The organism is Rhizobium mongolense subsp. loessense (genome assembly GCF_900099775.1).
Classification (GTDB): domain Bacteria; phylum Pseudomonadota; class Alphaproteobacteria; order Rhizobiales; family Rhizobiaceae; genus Rhizobium; species Rhizobium loessense.
Map to the genome: position 1 here is coordinate 181,259 of NZ_FMTM01000007.1, position 22,541 is coordinate 203,799.

13 protein-coding genes and 1 pseudogene are annotated in these 22,541 nt (G+C 60.5%); all 14 read left to right on the forward strand.

Features of this window, described 5'->3' with window-relative positions; translation table 11 throughout:
• Positions 1-115: 115 nt before the first annotated feature.
• Positions 116-793, forward strand: a complete 678-nt coding sequence (locus tag BLP23_RS22010) for a response regulator (RefSeq protein WP_092586919.1) — start codon at positions 116-118, stop codon at positions 791-793.
• Positions 790-2,172, forward strand: coding sequence for a sensor histidine kinase (locus tag BLP23_RS22015; protein ID WP_092586920.1), 1,383 nt, complete (start codon positions 790-792; stop codon positions 2,170-2,172). The genes BLP23_RS22010 and BLP23_RS22015 overlap by 4 nt, the downstream gene beginning before the upstream one ends.
• A gap of 110 nt (positions 2,173-2,282) precedes the next feature.
• Positions 2,283-5,606, forward strand: a complete 3,324-nt coding sequence (locus BLP23_RS22020) for a transglutaminase family protein (protein WP_092586921.1) — start codon at positions 2,283-2,285, stop codon at positions 5,604-5,606.
• Between the two features lie 14 nt (positions 5,607-5,620).
• Positions 5,621-8,041, forward strand: a complete 2,421-nt coding sequence (locus BLP23_RS22025; RefSeq protein ID WP_092586922.1) for a circularly permuted type 2 ATP-grasp protein — start codon at positions 5,621-5,623, stop codon at positions 8,039-8,041.
• Positions 8,038-8,925, forward strand: coding sequence for a transglutaminase family protein (locus BLP23_RS22030; RefSeq protein ID WP_092586923.1), 888 nt, complete (start codon positions 8,038-8,040; stop codon positions 8,923-8,925). The genes BLP23_RS22025 and BLP23_RS22030 overlap by 4 nt, the downstream gene beginning before the upstream one ends.
• 445 nt (positions 8,926-9,370) lie before the next feature.
• Complete coding sequence (locus BLP23_RS22035; RefSeq protein ID WP_233426778.1) at positions 9,371-10,492, forward strand: VWA domain-containing protein; 1,122 nt, start codon at positions 9,371-9,373, stop codon at positions 10,490-10,492.
• Between the two features lie 275 nt (positions 10,493-10,767).
• On the forward strand, positions 10,768-13,230 hold the full coding sequence (locus BLP23_RS22040) for a glycogen/starch/alpha-glucan phosphorylase (RefSeq protein WP_092587061.1): 2,463 nt from the start codon (positions 10,768-10,770) through the stop codon (positions 13,228-13,230).
• Positions 13,227-15,434: a 1,4-alpha-glucan branching protein GlgB gene (gene glgB, locus BLP23_RS22045; protein ID WP_092586924.1), complete on the forward strand. Its 2,208-nt coding sequence runs from the start codon at positions 13,227-13,229 to the stop codon at positions 15,432-15,434. The genes BLP23_RS22040 and glgB overlap by 4 nt, the downstream gene beginning before the upstream one ends.
• Positions 15,435-15,456: 22 nt before the next feature.
• Entirely contained in the window at positions 15,457-16,719 is a 1,263-nt protein-coding gene (glgC, locus tag BLP23_RS22050) for a glucose-1-phosphate adenylyltransferase (protein WP_092586925.1), read from the forward strand.
• A gap of 4 nt (positions 16,720-16,723) precedes the next feature.
• Positions 16,724-18,166: a glycogen synthase GlgA gene (gene glgA, locus BLP23_RS22055; RefSeq protein ID WP_092586926.1), complete on the forward strand. Its 1,443-nt coding sequence runs from the start codon at positions 16,724-16,726 to the stop codon at positions 18,164-18,166.
• A gap of 5 nt (positions 18,167-18,171) precedes the next feature.
• Positions 18,172-19,803, forward strand: a complete 1,632-nt coding sequence (locus tag BLP23_RS22060; protein WP_092586927.1) for an alpha-D-glucose phosphate-specific phosphoglucomutase — start codon at positions 18,172-18,174, stop codon at positions 19,801-19,803.
• Between the two features lie 10 nt (positions 19,804-19,813).
• A complete protein-coding gene (gene glgX, locus BLP23_RS22065) occupies positions 19,814-21,793 on the forward strand; it encodes a glycogen debranching protein GlgX (RefSeq protein WP_092586928.1) in 1,980 nt (659 codons plus the stop codon).
• A gap of 89 nt (positions 21,794-21,882) precedes the next feature.
• Entirely contained in the window at positions 21,883-22,371 is a 489-nt protein-coding gene (locus BLP23_RS22070) for a MaoC family dehydratase (RefSeq protein WP_092586929.1), read from the forward strand.
• 14 nt (positions 22,372-22,385) lie between these two features.
• A pseudogene (locus tag BLP23_RS34665) lies at positions 22,386-22,523 on the forward strand (HIT family protein); the annotation flags it as partial.
• Positions 22,524-22,541: the final 18 nt, after the last annotated feature.

The following is a 22,541-nucleotide window of genomic DNA, read 5'->3' on the forward strand; positions in this document are numbered from 1 at the left end:
GGAATTGAGACCGCCAAACTCTCGTTGATTGAATGGCGCCGGGTTTTCTTTTGCCGCTGATGACATCCCCCTTCACGGGCTGTAATCTTCTTTGTTGAACAACAGGAAACCACCCGTGCGCATTCTCCTCACCGAAGACAATATCGCGCTGGCCGACGGCCTGTCCGCGATCTTGCGCGGTACCGGGCATGCCGTCGATGTCGTCCACGACGGCGCATCCGCCAATGCAGTCATCGCGGCGGAAAATTTCGATCTCGTGATCCTCGACCTCAACCTGCCTGAGATGGACGGGCTGGACGTCCTGCGCAGCATGCGCTCCCGGCAGAACCAGGCGGCCGTCCTCATTCTGACTGCACGCGGAGCGCCGGAGGAGCGGGTCAGAGGCCTCGACCTCGGCGCCGACGATTACCTTATCAAGCCCTTCGACATTACCGAATTCGAGGCGCGCGTGCGCGTGCTGCTCCGGCGCCAGGCGGGCCTGCATTCGGCGACGGTGATGTACGGCTGCGTGTCCTTCGACCTCAAGTCCCGCACCTTTTCCGCCGGCAATATGCAGCTTGATATTCCCGCTCGCGAAGTCGGACTGCTTGAAATCCTCTTCATGCGTGCCGGCAAAGTCGTGTCCAAAGAGGCAATCACCCAGTCGTTGACGGCCTTCGACGACGACATTTCCGCCAATGCGATCGAGCAATATGTCAGCCGGCTGCGCAAGCGCCTGGCACCGCATGGATTGACCGTGAAGACCGCGCGCGGCATCGGCTACTATCTCGACAAGCTTCCCGAGGCCCCATGAAAGCCGCCTATTCGCTGAGGCGCCGGCTGCTTTTCTGGCTGCTGATCTCCACCGCCATCATCGGCACGCTGGCGCTCGCCGACACATACCGGGAGGCGGTCGAGACCTCGAACATTGTTTCAGACCGTGTGCTTGCCGGTTCGGCGCTCGCCATTGCCGAGCGCGTGGTCGTGGCAGAAGACGGCGCGCTGGAAGTCGACATTCCCTATGTCGCACTGGAAATGCTGACATCGGCCGCTCAAGACCGTGTGTTCTACCGCGTCGATGGTCCGCCCGGAAAATTCATTACCGGCTACCAGGCACTTCCGGTTCTTAAGGAAACCAGGAGCGACGCAGCCGTCTTCGCAGACGATATTTTCCGCGGCGAGCCGATCCGCGTCGCGACGCTGGAGCGCTCCGCCTCAACCGGCATCCGCTCGGTTCCCTTTGTTGTCACCGTCGCGGAAACGACGATCGCCCGCCGTCAGCTGGCACGCGCGATCCTTTTCCGTTCGGCTGTCCGTCTCGCCTTCATGATCGCCGGCGCAGCCGTGATCGTCTGGATCTCGGTCACGGTCGCGCTCCGACCGCTTTACAAGCTCCGGGACGCGATCGGCGAGCGCAGCCCGGACGACTTGCATCCGATCGAGCAATCGGTGCCGAGCGAGGTGCAGCCACTGGTGGATACGGTGAACAGCTTCATGGTGCGCCTGCAGTCAGCCCTTGATGCGCTGCGGAATTTCACCGGCAATGCCAGTCATCAATTGCGAACACCGCTTGCCATCATCCGCACTCAGCTCGCGCTTTCCGCCCGCGCCGCAACGCTGCCTGAAGCGCAGGACTCGGCCCTGAAAGGGGACCAGGCCGTCGCGCACGCCGAACGCATTCTCGCCCAGCTGCTGCTGATGGCAAAGATCGACGCAGCAACAGCCAAGGAGGCTCTGGCGGCCTCAACGATCGACATCGCCGCCATTGCCCAGGAGATTACCGGCGAACTGATCCCTGCAGCCGCCGAGGCCGGTATCGATCTAGGCTTTGAGGGCGAGGGACATGCGATGATCCGCGCCGAACCCCTGCTGATCGGCGAGCTGCTGCGCAATCTTGCGGGCAACGCCATCGCATATGCCGGCAAGAGCGCCGAGGTTACCGTGCGGATTGCGCAGGATGGCGAAACCGTCCGCCTCGAGGTTGAAGACAATGGTCCCGGTATCGCGCCGGAAAAGCTCGACGCCGTGCGCCGCCGCTTTTCGCGCGGCAACGACTCCGATGCGCCAGGCGCCGGCCTCGGCCTCCCGATCGTCGAGGAAATCGCCAATCTTTTCAATGCGACGCTTACGCTCTCGCCTGCGACCAGCGGCAAGGGGCTCAAAGCCGCCGTCGCCTTTGCAAAAGTGTCATAAAGGCTTCGCGGCGTTAACCTTTCCGCCTTGCTTTCTTTCGTTGCATTGCACACTATCGCGTCGGGAACAGCAAATGCCGCATAACGATGTGGCGTCGGACAAGGCAAAATATGTCGATCAAAGCCAGTATCTATCATCTGACGCACTACAAATACGACAGGCCGGTGCGCCTTGGGCCGCAGGTCATCCGCCTCAAGCCCGCCTCGCATTCAAAAACGCGCGTGCTCAGTCATTCGCTGAAGGTCACGCCGTCGAACCATTTCGTGAACCTGCAGCAGGACCCCTACGGGAATTATCTTGCTCGCTACGTCTTTCCCGATCCGGTGACCGAATTCAAGATCGAGGTCGATCTCGTCGCCGACATGACGGTCTACAACCCCTTCGACTTCTTCGTCGAAGACGAGGCCACTAAATGGCCCTTCGACTATCCGCAGACCATCCAGGAAGACCTCTCGATCTACATGAAACCGGAGGATCCCGGCCCGCGGCTCAAGGCTTTCCTCGAAACGCTCGACTATTCGCCGGGCCAGACGACTGTTGACATGATCGTCGGCCTCAACGCCCGCCTGCAGCAGCAGATCGGCTATGTCATCCGCATGGAGGCCGGCGTCCAGACGCCGGAGGACACGCTTGAAAGCGCCAGAGGCTCCTGCCGTGATACGAGTTGGCTGCTCGTTCAGGTTCTCCGTCACCTCGGGCTTGCCGCCCGCTTCGTCTCGGGCTACCTCATTCAGCTGACGCCCGACCTGAAGGCCCTTGACGGCCCCTCCGGTACGGAGGTCGATTTCACCGACCTGCATGCCTGGGCCGAAGTCTATCTGCCTGGCGCCGGCTGGGTCGGCCTCGACCCGACATCCGGCCTGCTCACCGGCGAAAGCCACATCCCGCTCGCCGCAACCCCGCATTATAGCAACGCCGCCCCGATCTCCGGCGGCTATTTCGGCGAAGCCAATACCGAGTTCGCCTTCGACATGAAGGTCGCCCGTGTCGCAGAACATCCGCGCATCACCAAGCCCTTCTCGGAGGAGAGCTGGAACGAGCTCGACGCACTTGGCGAAAAAGTGGATCGTATCCTCAAAGCAGAGGATGTGCGCCTGACGATGGGCGGCGAGCCCACTTTCGTGTCGATCGACGATTTCGAATCCGAAGAGTGGAATACCGCCGCCGTGGGCCCGACCAAGCGGGAGAAAGCAGACAGCCTGATCCGCAGGCTGCGCCAGCGCTTCGCCCCGGGCGGCTTCCTGCATTACGGACAGGGAAAGTGGTATCCCGGCGAAAGCCTGCCGCGCTGGACCTTCTCACTCTACTGGCGCAAGGACGGAAAGCCGATCTGGCAGAATCCGGATTTGATCGCAGTAGAGGGCGCTGACACCGTCGCCAAGGCGCAAGACGCCGAGCGGCTGCTCACCGGCATCGCGCGCGAGCTGGCGATTACGCCTGATATGGTGCTGCCGGCCTATGAGGACCCCGCCGAGTGGATCATCAAGGAGGGAAGCCTTCCCGAAAATGTCGATCCGTCGAATTCCAAGTTGAAGGATCCGGAAGAGCGCAACCGCATCGCCCGCGTTTTCGAACGCGGCCTGACGGTTCCGACAGGTTATATCCTTCCCGTTCAAGCCTGGAACGCTCGGGCTTCGGGGCACCGCTGGATCAGCGAGAAATGGCAGACCCGGCGCGGCAAGATCTTCCTCGTACCTGGCGACAGCCCTGTCGGATACCGTCTGCCGCTTGGTACGCTCCCTTACGTGCCGCCATCGCAATATCCCTATATCCACATCGCCGACCCATCGATCCCGCGCCAGCCCCTGCCCGAAGTCTTCGTGCCCGCTGGCCGCGCCATGCCGGAGGCCTCGTTCCAGCGCGACGAGAGCGGCCAGAGCCGTGTGGAACAGACGCTTGGCGAAATCGGCGGCGCGGTTCGCACGGCCATATCGGTCGAGCCGCGCGACGGACGGCTTTGCGTCTTCATGCCGCCCGTCGAGCGCATTGAAGACTATCTCGAACTCATCGCAGCAGCCGAAAACGCTGCGGCCGAACTTGGGCTTGCCGTCCATATCGAGGGCTATTCGCCGCCCCAGGACGAGCGCATCAATGTCATTCGTGTCGCACCGGATCCAGGCGTCATCGAGGTGAATATCCACCCCGCCTCGAACTGGCAGGATTGCGTGGCAATCACCACCGCGATCTACGAAGAAGCGCGGATGACGCGTCTCGGCGCCGACAAGTTCATGATCGACGGCCGTCACACGGGCACGGGGGGCGGCAACCATGTCGTCGTCGGTGGCGCCAATCCGAACGACAGCCCGTTCCTGCGCCGGCCCGATCTCTTGAAGAGCCTCGTGCTGCACTGGCAGCGGCATCCCTCGCTCTCCTATCTCTTCTCCGGCATGTTCATCGGGCCGACCAGCCAGGCGCCGCGCATCGACGAGGCCAGGCACGACAGCCTGTACGAGTTGGAAATCGCCCTCGCCCAGGTGCCAGCGCCAGGCCGCGGCCCGTCACCGCTTCCCTGGCTGACCGACCGCCTGTTTCGCAATCTCCTGATCGACGTGACGGGCAACACCCACCGGGCCGAGATCTGCATCGACAAGCTGTTTTCGCCGGATGGGCCGACCGGACGTCTCGGTCTCGTAGAGTTCCGCGGCTTCGAAATGCCCCCGAATGCGCGCATGTCTCTCGCTCAGCAATTGATGGTCCGCGCCCTCATTGCCCGCTTCTGGAAAAATCCCGCCGACGGCAAGTTCGTGCGCTGGGGCACTTCCCTGCACGATCGCTTCATGCTTCCGCATTTCGTCTGGGCCGATTTCCTGGATGTGCTTGCCGATCTCAAAGAAAACGGCTTCGAGGTCAGCCCGGAGTGGTTCAAGGCACAACTCGAATTCCGCTTCCCCTTCTGCGGCGAAGTGGAATACGAGGGCTCGAAACTCGAGCTTCGCCAGGCGCTCGAACCTTGGCACGTCATGGGCGAGGAAGGTGCGATTGGCGGCACCGTTCGATATGTCGACAGCTCGGTTGAGCGACTTCAGGTTCGCCTCGAAACCAGCAATTCCTCACGCTACACCGTCACCTGCAACGGCCGAACCGTGCCGCTGACACCGACAGGGACGTCCGGCGTGTCCGTCGCCGGCGTCCGCTTCAAGGCGTGGCAGCCGGCCTCGGGCCTGCATCCGGTCCTGCCGGTGAATACGCCGCTGACATTTGACATTTATGATACATGGTCGAAGCGTTCGATCGGCGGCTGCATCTATCATGTTGCCCATCCGGGCGGGCGCAACTATGACACCTTCCCGGTAAACGGCAACGAAGCGGAAGCAAGGCGGCTTTCCCGATTCGAACCGTGGGGACATACGGCAGGCGGCTTCATTCCGCGCGCCGAGATGGGTTCGCCGGAATTCCCGCTGACGCTGGATCTCCGCAGGCCGGCAGGCATTTGACGAGCTAGGTTTTAATGGGCAAGAAACCGGCAATGGAGAAACGTAGGGACGAGGTTGCAAGCCGCGGCGGCAACGGTGCGGCGTTCGGCTATGCGCCCCTGCCTGGCATTGCCGACGAGATGGTCGACAACAACGGCGCCATCCGCCCGGTCTGGCAGCGCTTTCTTGCGGGCTTCGGGGCAATTCCCGAGAAGGAACTGACCGAGCGCTTCGCCCGAGCCGACCGCTATCTGCGCGATGCCGGCGTATTCTACCGCGCCTATGGCAGCAAGGGCACGGGCGAGCGGTCCTGGCCGCTGTCGCATATCCCGGTCCTGGTCGACGAGCGCGAATGGCAGGCGCTTTCTGCCGGCCTGGTGCAGCGCGCCGACCTGCTTGAGGCGATCGTTGCCGATATCTATGGCGACAACAAGCTGGTCGAGGAAGGCTTCCTGCCGCCTGGCCTGATCGCCGCCAACCCGGAATTCCAGCGCCCGCTTGCAGGCGTAAAGCCCGCGACCGGCCACTACCTGCATTTCTGCGCCTTCGAGATTGGCCGCGGTCCGGACGGAAACTGGTGGGTTCTGGCCGACCGTACACAGGCGCCGTCAGGTGCAGGCTTTGCGCTTGAAAGCCGCGTTGCCACCACACGCGCCTTCTCCGATATCTATGCCGAAACCCCGGTTCACCGTCTCGCCTCCTTCTTCGGCGCCTTCCGCGATGCGTTGCAGACGATGAAGCATTCCGGCGACGACCGCATCGGCGTTCTGACCCCCGGACCGGCAAACGAAACCTACTATGAACACGCCTATATCGCTCGCTATCTCGGCTTCATGCTGCTTGAAGGCGAAGATCTGACGGTGGTCAACGGCCGCGTCATGGTTCGCACGGTGGCCGGCCTGAAGCCGATCGGCGTCCTCTGGCGTCGCCTCGATTCCGCCTATGCCGATCCCTTGGAGCTGAACCAGAATTCGCATATCGGCACACCCGGTCTGGTCGAGGCACTGCGTGCCGAATCGGTGACGATCGTCAATGCTCTGGGAACCGGCATCCTCGAGACGCGCGCCTTGCTCGCTTTCATGCCGACGATCTGTCGCCGCCTGCTTGGCGAAAAACTGTCCCTGCCGTCGATCGCCACTTGGTGGTGCGGGCAGAAGCAGGAGCGCGAACACGTCGCGAAGAACATCGAGAAGATGGTGATTGGTCCCGCCTATTCGCGCGCTCCCTTCTTCGACGATAGCGGCGAGTCTGTCCTCGGCTCGTCGCTGCGCGCAACGGCAAAGGATTCTATCACCGACTGGCTGAACACCGACGGCCCGAAACTGGTCGGCCAGGAAGTCGTCACGCTGTCCACCACGCCGGCCTGGGTAGACGGAAAGTTGACGCCTCGGCCGATGTCGCTTCGCGTCTTCGCCGCCCGCACGGCGAATGGCTGGCAGATCATGCCGGGCGGCTTTGCCCGCATCGGCGCCGGCGACGACGCCGCCGCGATCGCCATGCAGTCGGGCGGGGCGGCGGCAGACGTCTGGATCGTCAGCGACAAGCCGGTCGAGCGCCATACTCTGCTGCCTGCCGAAGGAAGCTTCACCCGCAATATGCCGGGCAGCCTGCCAAGTCGGGCGGCCGACAATCTCTTCTGGCTCGGCCGCTATATCGAGCGCGCCGAAGGAGCGCTGCGCATCCTTCGCGCCTGGCACGCCCGTTACGCCGAAGCCGCCGATCCGAGTCAGCCGCTGCTTGCCGATGTTTCGGAATATCTCGCCGCCGTCGACATCGCCACGGAAGAAGCCGTTCCTGAAACGCTGCTGCGCAACATCGACAGCGCCGTCTATTCCGCCAGCAATATCCGCGACCGGTTCTCGCCAGATGGCTGGCTGGCGCTTAACGACTTGGCCAAGACCGCCCACCGCTTCCATGTCAGCGTTGCAGCAGGCGACGACGCTAGCCATGCCATGACGATCTTGCTGCGCAAGCTCGCGGGCTTCGCAGGTCTCGTGCATGAAAACATGTATCGCTTCACCGGATGGCGCTTCCTCTCGCTCGGTCGCTATATCGAGCGCGGCCTGCACATGACCCGTCTTCTCGGCCATATGTCTGGCTCCGATGCCCCTGATGGCGCGCTGGATATGCTCCTCGAAATCGGCGACAGCGTCATGACCCACCGCCGACGGTACAACGTCAACACCGCCCGCCTGACCGTGACGGACCTTCTGGCGCTCGACCCGCTGAACCCGCGTTCGGTTCTCTTCCAGATGAACGAGATCCATCGCGAGGTCGAGCAGCTGCCGAACGCCTTCGTCAACGGCCAGATGTCGCCATTCTACCGCGAGGCCATGCGCCTGCATTCCGGCCTCGCCGTCATGACGCCCGAAACGATGACCGGCGAGTTCTACAAGAAGTTTGAACGCGAGCTCGAGCAGCTGTCCGACCTTCTTGCCCAGACCTACCTCGGGTGACCGCCGTGCTCTACGACCTCACCCTGCACATGGGATACACCTACGACACGCCGGCTTCGGGCGCGCGCCACATCATTCGGCTGATGCCGCTTTCGCTGCCCGACCGGCAGCGGCTGGTCGCAGGCTCGATTACCATATCTCCGTCGCCGGACGAGCAATCGCATTTCACCGATTTCTTCCTCCATCCGGCAACATCCTTCCTGCTGCGGTCGCCGCACGAGACGTTGGATATCCGCATGCAGGCCCGCGTGCAGGTCGATAGCCGTTCGATCGCCGCCGATTTCTCGCCGGTCCTCGACCGCCTGCCGAAGGAGGTCGCTGGCGTCTGGTCGCTGGAGCCTGACTCTCCACATCATTTCCTCGCCGGCAGCCCTCGTCTCGCGGAAACCCGCGCCATTTCGGACTATGCCAGGGACTGTGCGCTACCCGGCCTTACCGTGCTGCAGATCGCCAATGCCTTGTGCGCCCGCATCAACAGGGATTTCACCTACGATACGGAAGCGACGACGGTCGATTCCACGGCTCTCGACGCCTTCACCCTGAAACGCGGCGTCTGCCAGGATTTCGTCCATGTGATGATCCTGGCGCTCCGCAGCCTCGGCATCCCGGCAGGCTATGTCTCCGGCTTCCTGCGCACTATCCCACCACCCGGCAAGGAACGGCTCGAAGGCGCTGATGCCATGCATGCCTGGGTCCGTGTCTGGTGTGGTGAAACACTGGGCTGGATCGAACTCGACCCGACCAACGACATGCCCGCCGGCACCGACCACATCGTCGTCGCCTATGGCCGCGACTATTCCGACGTCGCCCCTGTTATCGGCGTCCTGAAAAGTTACGGCGGCCATCGCGCCGTGCAGGCCGTCGACGTTATTCCGATCAAGTGATCGGAAAACAGGAACCGGCTGCTTTCTGAGTCTTGCGACTAGCACGGCAAACCCTGTCTCCTATCTTTCTGACTGCTTGAATCCCGAAATCAACCGACCTTGGCGGAAGCATCCGCATGTCTTCCTGGCCTCTGTACCGGAACGTGCCAATGGCGACGGCAAGTGTGTAGGACCGACGCAGAACCCACTGCCACAGACGTTAATGCGCAAAAGCGCCAGCTGTCCTCTTGGCGAGAAGGTTATCCGGCAAACGCAGTAGATCATGTCCCGAAATCGCAAGTTATCTGCAATTTTAGCGATTACCTTAAGACCTGTGGTAACAACCGCGCTGTAGATATGGAAACAGCATAAATCCTCTCTTGCTGCAGGTGACATGATGTCTCCCATATCTTTTCTGTGCGCCAACATTACGCGCGTCTTGCGCGATCGTTCTGGCAATTTCGCCATGATGACGGCGATTTTGATGCCGGTCGCGATTGGCGCCGCCGGGCTCGCCGTCGATGTATCCAACATGATGCTTTCGCAACGTCAGTTGCAGGAAGCCTCCGATTCGGCTGCTCTTGCCGCAGCCTCCGCGCTCGTCGCCGAAAAGGTCGACGTGAATGGCGCCAAGGAGCTCGCCAAGAACTTTGTCGTCGGCCAGATGTCAAACTACATTGACGATTCGGACACCATCGCGGCTCTAAAGGATGCAATGTCTGTTGTTGTCACAGAAACTGCATCCGGTTCGGGCGGCAAGACTTATAAAGTTGAGGTCAAAACTGCCTACAACATGGACAATAGCGCGCTGATGCGCGCCTTGGGCAAGGAAAGCACGCAAATCGGCTCATTGTCCAAGACGGAGAGCAGTACCGAAAATACCGTCACAAAGAGCTCGCTCTCGATGTATCTCGTTCTCGACCGTTCGGGCTCGATGGCCCAGGATACGACGACCTCGCATACGTACACGGAAAGCTACAACTGTGGCTCGAAAAGGAACCCGAAGACCTGCGAGCGAACCGTTACGGACTACTACACCAAGATCGAGGCATTGAAGCTTGCCGTTTCGAGCCTTTTGGCCCAGTTGAATACCGCCGATCCCAATCTGCAATACGTCCGCACCGGCAGCGTCTCTTACAATATCGAAATGCAGCCGGCGTTGAATCTGGCCTGGGGAACGTCTGCCGTGTCAACCTACGTCAACGCTCTGACCGCGACAGGCGGGACAGATTCAAGCGATGCCTTTAAGACGGCATATAACAAGATTACCGACCCGGCCGAGAATACAGCGCACTTGACCAAGAACGGCCTGACGCCCGACAAATACATTGTCTTCATGACGGACGGCGACAACAATTACATTGCAGCCGATACTGAAACCAAACAGTGGTGCGACTTGGCGCGCGACAACAATATCACGGTCTATACGGTTGCGTTCATGGCTCCCGATCGCGGCAAGGCGCTGCTAAGCTACTGCGCGACGAGCTCTTCAACCTATTTCGCAGCCGAGAACATGGCCTCGCTCGTATCAGCCTTTAAGATAATCGGCTCATCGGCCGCCAAGCAGAGCATACGTCTGACCCAATAAATTAGGCGCTCATCTATCAAGCAAAAGCCGCTCCGGAACAACCCGGGGCGGCTTTTCGTTTAGGGCTAATCTCGCGCATCAGACTGGGAAAACCAATTGAAATCAAGTCCCTTATGCCGGTGAACACGACGGTTTCGCAATTTTTTGCTTTCGCTAAATCCCCTGTTGCAAGTGCTTGGTAACGATGCATAAACTGCCGTGACCGGCGTGCGTGCAAAGTCGGCTTCGTCAGACGTAACGCACTGAAACTAAATCAAAATTGGCGAGATATGACGATGACCCCCGTTTCCAAGCCGACCATCCCTTCTCCCGCCCCGCGCAGTTCCCGCCCGGAAATTCTAGCCGAAGAAATCATCGAACGCCTGACTTACCGCATCGGCAAGGATGCAAAAGTTGCCAAGCCGCATGACTGGCTGACGGCGACGATCCTCGTCGTTCGCGACCGCATCATTGACAAATGGATGGAATCGACGCGCAAGGTCTACGCGACAGGCGACAAGCGCGTTTACTACCTGTCGCTTGAGTTCCTGATCGGCCGCCTGATGCGCGATGCCGTCACGAACATGGGCCTGATGGAGCAGGTGCGCGATGCGCTTGCCTCCCTCGGCGTCGATGTCAACGTGATCGCCGGCCTCGAGCCGGATGCTGCTCTCGGCAACGGCGGCCTCGGGCGCCTCGCGGCCTGTTTCATGGAAAGCATGGCAACAGTCGAAGTGCCGGCCTATGGCTACGGCATCCGTTATGTCCACGGCCTATTCCGTCAGCAGCTTGCCGACGGCTGGCAAGTGGAATTGCCGGAAAGCTGGCTGGCGCATGGCAACCCTTGGGAATTTGAACGCCGCGAAAGCGCCTATGAAATCGGCTACGGCGGCACTGTCGACGTCGCCAACAACGGCGAAGGCGAGCCGCGCTATGTCTGGAAGCCGGCAGAGCGCGTCATCGCCGCTGCCTTCGACACACCGGTGGTCGGCTGGCGCGGCAGGCGCGTCAACACGCTGCGTCTCTGGTCGGCCCAGCCGATCGACCCTATCCTGCTCGACGCCTTCAATGCCGGCGACCATATCGGTGCTCTGCGCGAAAGCAACAAGGCCGAAAGCCTGACGCGCGTGCTCTACCCGGCAGATGCGACGCCGGCCGGACAGGAGCTGCGCCTTCGCCAGGAATTCTTCTTCTCCTCCGCCTCGCTTCAGGACATCCTGCGCCGCCACCTACAGCAGTATGACGATTTCACCTCGCTGCCGGACAAGGTGGCGATCCAGCTGAATGACACGCACCCCGCCGTTTCGGTTGCCGAGCTGACGCGCCTGCTCTGTGACGTTCACGGCATGGATTTCGAGCAGGCCTTCGATATCGTCCGCCGCACGATTTCCTACACCAACCACACGCTCCTGCCGGAAGCTCTCGAAACCTGGCCGATCCCGCTCTTCGAACGGCTGCTGCCGCGTCACATGCAGCTGATCTACGCGATCAATGCCAAGATTCTGCTTGAGGCCCGCAGGGAAAAAAACTTCTCCGACACCGAAATCCGGGCGATCTCGCTGATCGACGAGAGCGGCGACCGCCGGGTGCGGATGGGCAATCTCGCCTTCGTCGGCTCGCATTCGATCAACGGCGTATCCGCCTTGCATACCGAACTCATGAAGGTCACGGTCTTTGCGGACCTGCACAAGCTCTATCCGAACCGCATCAACAACAAGACGAACGGCATCACCCCACGCCGCTGGCTGCAGCAATGCAACCCCGGGCTTACCAGCCTTATCCGCGAGGCGATCGGCGAAGAATTCATGGATGACGCCGAAAAGCTCAAGCCGCTCGAAAAATTCGCCACTGATCCGAGCTTCCAGGAAAAGTTCGGCTCCGTGAAGCGCGCGAACAAGGTGGCGCTTTCCAATCTTGTCGCCAGCCGCATGGGCGTGAAGCTTGATCCTTCCGCGATGTTCGACATTCAGATCAAGCGCATCCACGAGTACAAGCGCCAATTGCTCAACATTGTCGAGGCGGTCGCCCTCTACGACCAGATCCGTTCACATCCCGAACTCGACTGGGTCCCGCGCGTGAAGCTGTTTGCCGGCAAGGCGGCGCCGAGTTATCACAATGCCAAGCTCATCATCAAACTCATCAACGACGTCGCCCGCACGATCAACAACGACCCGGCCGTCCGCGGCCTCCTGAAAGTGGTCTTCGTGCCCAATTACAACGTGTCGCTTGCCGAGGTCATGGTGCCCGCCGCCGACCTCTCCGAGCAGATTTCGACGGCCGGCATGGAAGCCTCCGGCACCGGCAATATGAAGTTCGGTTTGAACGGAGCGCTCACGATCGGCACCCTGGACGGGGCGAATGTCGAGATGCGCGATAATGTCGGCGCCGACAATATCGTCATCTTCGGCCTGCGCGCCGATGAGGTCGCCGATGCCCGCACCGATGGACACAACCCACGCGCCATCATCGAAAGCTCACGGGAACTGTCGCAGGCTCTGGCTTCGATTGCCGGCGGCGTCTTCTCGCCGGATGACCGCAATCGCTACGCCCAGCTGATCGATGGCATTTATTCGCACGACTGGTTCATGGTCGCCGCCGATTTCGACGCTTATGCAGCCGCCCAGCGGGACGTAGACCAGATCTGGAACAAGCCGTCCTCCTGGTATGCCAAGACCATCAACAATACCGCGCGAATGGGCTGGTTCTCCTCCGACCGCACGATCAGGCAGTATGCCGATGAAATCTGGAGAGCCGGATGAAAACGCCGAAAGCCGCCCTTGAAGTAAAGCGTCCCTGGGAAATTTCGGCAGACGAAATCACGGCAATCCTTGCCGGCTCGCACGCGAACCCATTTGCCGTGCTCGGCGTGCATGAGGCAGGCGACAGCTACGCTGCCCGCTGCTTCATTCCCGGCGCCGAAGAAGTCACCGCCTTGACGCTCGATGGCAGCGTTATTGGCGAACTGACGCAGCTCCATCCGGATGGCTTTTTTGCTGGCCCGGTCGCGCTGGCGAAACGGCAGCCGGTGCGCTACCGCGCCCGGCGCGACGATGCGGAATGGGCCGTCACCGACCCGTACAGCTTCGGCCCCGTACTCGGCCCGATGGACGATTACTACGCGCGTGAAGGCTCGCATCTCCGCCTCTTCGACAAGATGGGGGCGCACTGGATCAAGCATGAAGGCGCGCAGGGAATCCATTTTGCCGTCTGGGCGCCCAATGCCCAGCGCGTTTCCGTCGTCGGCGATTTCAACAATTGGGACGGACGCCGACATGTGATGCGTTTTCGCGCCAGCGCCGGCATATGGGAAATCTTTGCGCCGGATGTCCCCACGGGCGTCCCTTACAAGTTCGAGATCCGCGGCCATGACGGCGTTCTCCTGCCGCTGAAAGCCGATCCTTTTGCGCGGCGCAGCGAATTTCGTCCGAAGACCGCCTCCGTCGTGGCGCCTGAGCTTTTACAGGAATGGCAGGACGAAGACCATCTCAAACACTGGAGCGAAACCGACAAGCGCCGCCAGCCGATCTCGATCTATGAGGTGCATGCCGGTTCATGGCAGCGCCACCAGGATGGCTCCTTCCTCTCCTGGGATGAGCTTGCCTCCAGCCTCATCCCCTACTGCGTCGACATGGGTTTCACTCATATCGAATTCCTTCCGATCACCGAACATCCCTACGACCCGTCGTGGGGCTACCAGACCACCGGGCTTTACGCGCCGAGCGCCCGCTTCGGCGAACCGGAGGGTTTTGCCCGTTTCGTCAACGGCTGCCACAAGGTCGGCATCGGCGTCATTCTCGACTGGGTGCCCGCGCACTTCCCCACCGACGAACACGGCCTCGGCTGGTTCGACGGCACCGCACTTTACGAGCATGAGGATCCGCGCAAAGGTTTCCACCCGGATTGGAATACGGCGATCTACAATTTCGGCCGTACCGAAGTTCAATCCTATCTCGTCAACAACGCGCTCTATTGGGCGGAGAAATTCCATCTCGACGGCCTGCGTGTCGATGCCGTCGCCTCGATGCTCTATCTCGATTACTCGCGCAACCACGGCGAATGGATTCCGAACGAATACGGCGGCAACGAAAACCTCGAGGCGGTCCGCTTCCTTCAGGACATGAACACCCGCATCTATGCCGAGCACCCGGGCGTCATGACCATTGCCGAGGAATCAACCTCCTGGCCGAAGGTCTCGCAGCCGGTGCATGAAGGCGGCCTGGGCTTTGGCTTCAAGTGGAACATGGGCTTCATGCACGACACGCTGAGCTACATGAAGCGTGATCCGATATATCGCAGGCATCACCACAACGAACTGACCTTCGGCCTGCTCTACGCCTATTCGGAAAACTTTGTACTGCCACTCTCTCATGACGAAGTGGTGCACGGCAAAGGTTCGCTGATCGCAAAGATGCCTGGCGACGACTGGCAGAAATTCGCAAACCTGCGCGCCTATTATGCCTTCATGTGGGGCTACCCCGGCAAGAAACTGCTCTTCATGGGCCAGGAATTTGCGCAATGGAGCGAATGGAGCGAGGCAACCTCGCTCGACTGGAACCTGCTGCAATACAGCATGCACGAAGGCATGCGCCGTCTCGTACGCGACCTCAACCTCACCTACCGCTCCAAGCCGGCGCTGCACGCGCGCGATTGCGAAGGCGACGGTTTCGAATGGCTGATCGCCGACGATCACGAAAACTCCGTCTTTGCATGGCTGCGCAAGGCACCGGATCACAAGCCCATCGCCGTCATCACCAATTTCACGCCGGCTTACCGCGAGAACTATTCCATCCGCCTGCCGTTCGAAGGCCGCTGGCGGGAAATCCTGAATACCGATGCCGATATCTACGGCGGCAGCGGCAAGGGAAATGGCGGGCGCGTGCAGGCCGTCAACGCAGGCGGCAGCATCGTTGCGTCGATCACCTTGCCGCCGCTAGCGACGATCATGCTTGAACCTGAGACTTGAAGACTGGTGGGAGGAGTAGAAAATGGTAGAAAAGCGCATTCAGCCACTTGCCCGCGACGCAATGGCCTATGTTCTGGCCGGCGGCAGGGGAAGCCGCCTCAAGGAACTCACCGACCGGCGCGCCAAGCCGGCGGTCTATTTCGGGGGCAAATCACGCATTATCGACTTTGCACTGTCGAACGCGCTGAATTCCGGCATCCGCCGCATCGGCGTCGCGACGCAGTATAAGGCTCACTCTCTGATCCGCCATATGCAGCGTGGCTGGAATTTCTTGCGTCCCGAGCGAAACGAGAGCTTCGACATCCTGCCGGCCAGCCAGCGCGTCTCGGAAACGCAATGGTACGAAGGCACTGCCGACGCCGTCTATCAGAACATCGACATCATCGAGGATTACGGCGTCGAGTACATGGTCATCCTTGCAGGCGATCATGTCTACAAGATGGATTACGAGTGGATGCTGCAGCAGCACGTCGATTCGGGCGCGGATGTCACCATTGGCGTCCTGGAAGTGCCGCGCATGGAAGCCGTGGGCTTCGGCGTTATGCATGTGGACAAGGCCGACCGGATCATCGATTTCGTCGAAAAGCCCGCCAATCCGCCAGGCATTCCGGACAAACCTGACTTTGCGCTGGCGTCCATGGGGATCTATGTCTTCCACACCAAGTTCCTGATCGACGCATTGCGCCGCGACGCAGCCGATCCGAATTCCAGCAAGGATTTCGGCAAGGATATCATCCCCTATATCGTGAAGAACGGTAAGGCGGTCGCCCACCGCTTCGGCCAGTCCTGCGTCCGCTCGGATTTCGAACATGAACCATATTGGCGCGACGTCGGAACGATCGAAGCATATTGGCAGGCGAATATCGATCTGACGGCGATCGTCCCGGAACTGGATATTTATGACAAATCCTGGCCGATCTGGACCTATGCGGAGATCCTGCCGCCGGCAAAATTCGTCCATGACGACGAAGACCGCCGTGGCTCGGCCACCTCCTCGGTCGTCGCCGGCGATTGCATCATCTCCGGCGCCACGCTTCACAAAAGCCTTCTTTTCACCGGTGTTCGTGCTAACTCCTATTCCAAATTGGAGGGCGCCGTCGTCCTGCCGAGCGTGAAGGTCGGCCGGCGCGCGCAATTGAAAAACGTCGTGATCGATCATGGCGTCGTCATTCCGGAGGGCCTTGTCGTCGGCGAGGATCCGGAACTCGATGCCAAGCGGTTCCGGCGGACGGAAAGCGGTATTTGCCTGATTACGCAACCGATGATCGATAAGTTGGATCTTTAGACATATGAAAGTTCTTTCGGTTTCGTCCGAAGTCTTCCCTTTGATCAAGACAGGGGGCCTTGCCGACGTGGCCGGCGCCCTGCCAATCGCACTCAAGCGGTTCGGCATTGAAACGAAGACCCTCATGCCCGGCTACCCGGCAGTCATGAAGGTCATTCGCGATCCGGTCGTTCGCCTGCAGTTCGATGATCTGCTGGGAGCGCCCGCGACGGTGCTGGAAGTGGAATATGAAGGTCTCGATATCCTCGTTCTCGACGCCCCTGCATATTACGATCGTGCGGGCGGTCCCTATCTCGACCACACGGGAAAGGACTACGTCGACAACTGGCGGCGTTTCGCGGCGCTATCGCTGGCAGCTGCCGAAATCGCCGCGGGCCTTATGCCAAACTGGCGACCGGACCTCGTACATGCCCACGACTGGCAGGCTGCCATGACGCCGGTCTATATGCGCTACTATCCCACACCCGAGCTGCCGACCGTTCTCACAATCCACAACATGGCATTCCAGGGCCAGTTCAGCGCCGACATCTTCCCGAGCCTGCGGCTGCCGCCGCATGCGTTCTCGACTGAAAGCATCGAATATTACGGCCATATCGGCTTCCTGAAAGGTGGCCTTCAGACCGCGCACGCAATTACCACCGTAAGCCCCACCTACGCCGAGGAAATCCTGACGAATGAGTTCGGCATGGGGCTGGAAGGTGTCATCGCCAGCCGCCGCGACGTGCTGCACGGCATCGTCAACGGCATTGATGCTGAAGTTTGGAATCCGGCAACCGATCCGGTCGTCCACACACACTACGGCGTCACGACACTTAAAAATCGCGAAGAGAACCGCAAATCGATCGCCGAATTCTTCCGCCTGCATGATGACGGCGCGCCGATCTTCAGCATCATCAGCCGCCTTACCTGGCAAAAGGGCATGGACGTGATCGCTGCGACCTCCGACGCAATCGTCGCCCTCGGCGGCAAGCTTGCCGTCCTCGGATCCGGCGATCCAGCGCTTGAAGGTTCGCTGCTTGCCGCAGCCGCCCGTCATCCCGGCCGCATCGGCGTCTCGATCGGATATAACGAGCCGATGTCGCACCTAATGCAGGCCGGCTGCGATGCCATCATCATCCCCTCGCGTTTCGAACCTTGCGGTCTCACCCAGCTTTACGGCTTGCGTTATGGATGCGTGCCGATCGTGGCACGCACCGGCGGTCTCAACGATACCGTGATCGATGCCAATCACGCCGCGCTTGCAGCGAAAGTCGCAACGGGGATACAGTTTTCTCCCGTCACCGCAGAGGGTATGTTGCAGGCAATCCGGCGTGCACTACATCTCTTCGCGGACCAAAAAGTCTGGACCCAATTGCAAAAGCAGGGCATGAAATCGGATGTCTCGTGGGAGAAGAGCGCCGAGCGCTACGCTGCCCTCTATTCAAGCCTCGCCCCGAAAGGCAAGTGACAGAAATGAACAAATCTGTATCCACAACGCCCTACCAGGACCAGAAACCCGGCACTTCGGGTCTCAGGAAGAAGGTCCCGGTCTTCCAGCAGCCGAACTATGCTGAGAACTTCATCCAATCGATTTTTGATTCTCTGGAAAGCTATCAGGGCAAGTGCCTCGTCATTGGCGGCGACGGACGCTATTACAACCGCGAGGTCATCCAGAAGGCGATCAAGATGGCCGCCGCCAACGGCTTCGGAAAGGTCATCGTTGGCAAAGGCGGCATTCTTTCGACCCCTGCTGCCTCGCACGTCATTCGTAAATACAAGGCTTTTGGCGGCATCATCCTTTCTGCCAGCCACAATCCCGGCGGCCCGACTGAAGATTTCGGCATCAAATACAATGTCAACAACGGCGGACCGGCACCGGAAAAGATCACCGACGCGATCTATGCGCGCACCAGGGTGATCGACAGCTACAAGATCGCCGATTTCCCGGACGTGAACCTCGATCGCATCGGCAAGGAAGAACTGCCCGGCGGCATGATGCTTTCGGTCATCGACTCGGTCGAGGACTATACCGCGCTGATGGAGGAGCTCTTCGATTTCGGCGCGATCCGCAATCTGATCAGCCTCGGCTTCCGCATCGCCTTCGATGCGATGAGTGCCGTTACCGGCCCCTATGCCAAGGAAATCTTCGAAAACCGTCTTGGCGCGCCGCTCGGCTCGGTGCGCAATTTCATGCCGCTGCCGGATTTCGGCGGGCATCATCCGGATCCGAACCCTGTCCACTGCAAGGAACTCTATGACGAGATGATGGGTGAGGACGCGCCCGATTTCGGCGCCGCTTCGGACGGCGACGGCGACCGCAACCTCATCATCGGCCGCGGCATCTTCGTCACCCCATCAGACAGCCTGGCGATCCTCGCAGCCAACGCCAATCTTGCGCCGGGATATTCGGGCGGCCTGGCAGGCATCGCACGCTCCATGCCGACCAGCGGTGCTGCCGACCGTGTCGCCGAAAAACGCGGCATCGGCATGTACGAAACGCCGACCGGCTGGAAGTTCTTCGGCAATCTGCTCGATGCCGGCATGGCAACGATCTGCGGCGAGGAGAGCGCCGGGACGGGCTCCAGCCACGTCCGCGAGAAGGACGGCCTCTGGGCCGTACTCCTCTGGCTGAACATCCTTGCCGTCCGCGGCGAAAGCGTTCAGGACGTCGTTACCCAGCATTGGCAGACCTATGGGCGCAACTACTATTCCCGCCATGACTATGAAGGCGTGGATACCGATGCTGCAAACGGCCTGATCGATAATTTGCGCAGCCAGCTTGCAGCCCTGCCGGGCAAGACCTTCGGCGGCTTGACCGTCGAAAAGGCGGACGACTTCGCTTATCACGATCCGGTCGACAGGTCGGTCAGCGAACATCAGGGTATTCGTATTCTCTTTTCGGGCGGCTCGCGTGTCGTGTTTCGCCTCTCCGGCACCGGGACGTCCGGTGCGACGCTACGTGTTTACCTGGAGCGTTACGAGCCAGATTCGACCCGGCACAACATCGAGACGCAGGAGGCGCTGGCCGACCTGGTCGCCGCCGCGGAAAGCATCGCCGACATCGGCAAGCGCACGGGCCGTGATGCACCTTCGGTGATCACCTGATCGGAGGCTCATGCGGGCGGACAATAGGGCTAAAGGGGGCGCGATCCTTTTCGAAACCGGCGTCGAATTCGTCGTCTGGTCGCAGCATGCCGCAGAGATCCAGCTCTGCCTCTTCGATGAAGACGGCGACAAGGAACTCGCGCGCCTGCCGATGGCGCGCGAAAACGGCCATGTGCACCGCCTTTTCGTCGACGGCCTGAAGGAAGGCGCCTGTTACGGCATTCGGGCCGACGGCATCTATGCTCCGGAAAACGGTCTCTGGTTCGATCCGTCCAAGCTTCTGGTCGACCCGTACGCCAAACAGCTTGACCGGCCCTTCCGCCATGATCCGCGTCTCGGCATCTTCGGCGAAGACACGCAGAACCTGGTGCCGAAGGCGAGGGTGACCCGCGATACGAAAGTGACGGTGGAGAAACCTCTCTTCAAGCCAGGCGGGTTTATCTATGAAGTCGCGGTCAAACCCTTCACGATCCTCCACCCGGACGTTCCCGAGAAACAGCGCGGCACCGTCGCCGCCCTTGCCCATCCTTCAGTGATCGCTCATCTCAAACGGATCGGTGTCGATGCGGTCGAGCTGATGCCGATCACCGCTTGGATCGACGAGCGCCATTTGCCGCCTCTCGGGCTAGCAAACGGGTGGGGTTACAATCCCGTTGCCTTCATGGCGCTCGATCCGCGCCTCGTGCCGGGCGGCATGGCCGAACTACGCGATACGGTTGCGAAGCTTCGGGCCGAAGGCATCGGCGTCATTCTTGATCTCGTCTTCAACCATACCGGCGAGAGCGACCGTTACGGCACGACGCTGTCGCTGCGCGGCCTCGACAATCTCTCCTTCTACCGGCATCTGCCCGGCCGACCAGGCGAGCTCGTCAACGATACCGGGACCGGCAATACCGTCGCCTGCGATCATCCCTATGTCCGCCAGCTCATCATCGACAGCCTCCGACATTTCGTCCTCGGCGCCGGCGTCGATGGTTTCCGCTTCGATCTGGCGCCTGTTCTCGGCCGCACCGCAAACGGCTTCGAGGCCCATGGAGGGACACTATCCGCGATCCTCGACGATGAGGTGCTTGCCGAGCGCATCATGATCGCCGAACCTTGGGATATCGGTCCGGGCGGCTATCAACTCGGCAATTTTCCAGCTCCCTTCCTCGAATGGAACGACCGCGTTCGCGACGATATCCGCTGCTATTGGCGCGGTGACGACTGGAAGACCGGACCGCTCGCAACAGCACTGGCCGGCTCCTCCGACATTTTCTTGCGAAAGGGCGGAACGGAGACGCGCAGCGTCAATTTCCTGGCGGCCCATGACGGTTTCACGCTGAAGGATCTCGTTGCCTACAGTCATAAGCACAACGAAGCGAACGGCGAGGAAAACCGCGATGGCCACAACGAGAACCATTCGTGGAACAACGGCATCGAGGGCGAAACGCGCTATCCCGATATCATCGAGAAGCGCCGTGGCGATCTGAAGGCGCTGATCTCTACGCTCTTTGCGAGCCGCGGCAGCATCATGCTGACGGCGGGGGATGAAGGTGGGCGAACACAGCGCGGCAACAACAACGCCTATTGCCAGGACAACGAAATCACCTGGGTCGACTGGAACGCGCTGGATGAAGAATTGATCGCCCACACCGCCTTCGTGGCAGCATTGCGAAAGCGCTTCTGCGTCTTCTCCGGATCCGGCTTCTTCGACGGCAACGGCGATATCGAATGGATATCATCCTCGGGCAATCCGATGACCGTTGGCGAGTGGGAGACTGCGAATTTTTCCACGCTCGGCATGCTGCTCACAACGCACGACCGCGATAGCCGCAGACAGGTGCGTCTGGCCGTGCTCTTCAACCGATCGAACAATGCGATGGACTTCCTCCTCCCGCCCCCAGACACTGCCGCGTGGCGGCTGCTGAGCGCGTCCGGCAGCTCCGGAAAGCTTGGCGCAGCAGTGACCGTTCCGCCGCGGTCGGCCATCTTTTGCGTCGGGAATTGATTCAAGCCGCAACGAATATCAATCGTTGTCGTAATTGTCATAAATCCACTGTAAGCAATTGAGTAGGCGGCTTTTTTCATGGGGAATTTATGGTCAGGGAAATTTCGCTCGCGGAAGTCCGCGGGCTCATTGGCACGAAAACAGGGCTTTCAGATTGGATTCTTGTCGATCAGGCGATGATCGACGCTTTTGCGCACGCCACCAACGACCATCAGTTCATCCATACCGATCCCGCCCGCGCGACAACCGAAAGCTCCTTCGGCGGCACGATCGCCCATGGTTTCCTGACGCTCTCTCTTCTTTCCACAATGAACTACAATGCGTTGCCCAAAATCCGCGAGCAGACGATGGGTATCAACTATGGATTCGACAAGGTGCGCTTCATGGCGCCGGTCAGATCCGGCACCCGCATCCGCGGCCATTTCGTCCTCGCCGACGCACGCTTTCGCGGCGCCAGCATGTTGATGACCACATATGAAGTGTCCATCGAGATCGAGAATGAGAAGAAGCCCGCGCTTACTGCGAACTGGATCACCATCATCCAGTTCGACGCGAAGGACCGGCCGGAGGAAACCTGAGGAGCAGGCTCTTTGGAGCCAAAGCCACTGATGGCGCGGAGTTGACGCTGTTCGTATGGCGGGAATTTTGCGAACGCGCAGTTCCGCCCGCGATCAATGGCCCCTCCGTTTCACAGGCCATTGGATTGCTGAAAGCGGCTATGCGTCCTTAGCCGCTCGCGCGATTTCAC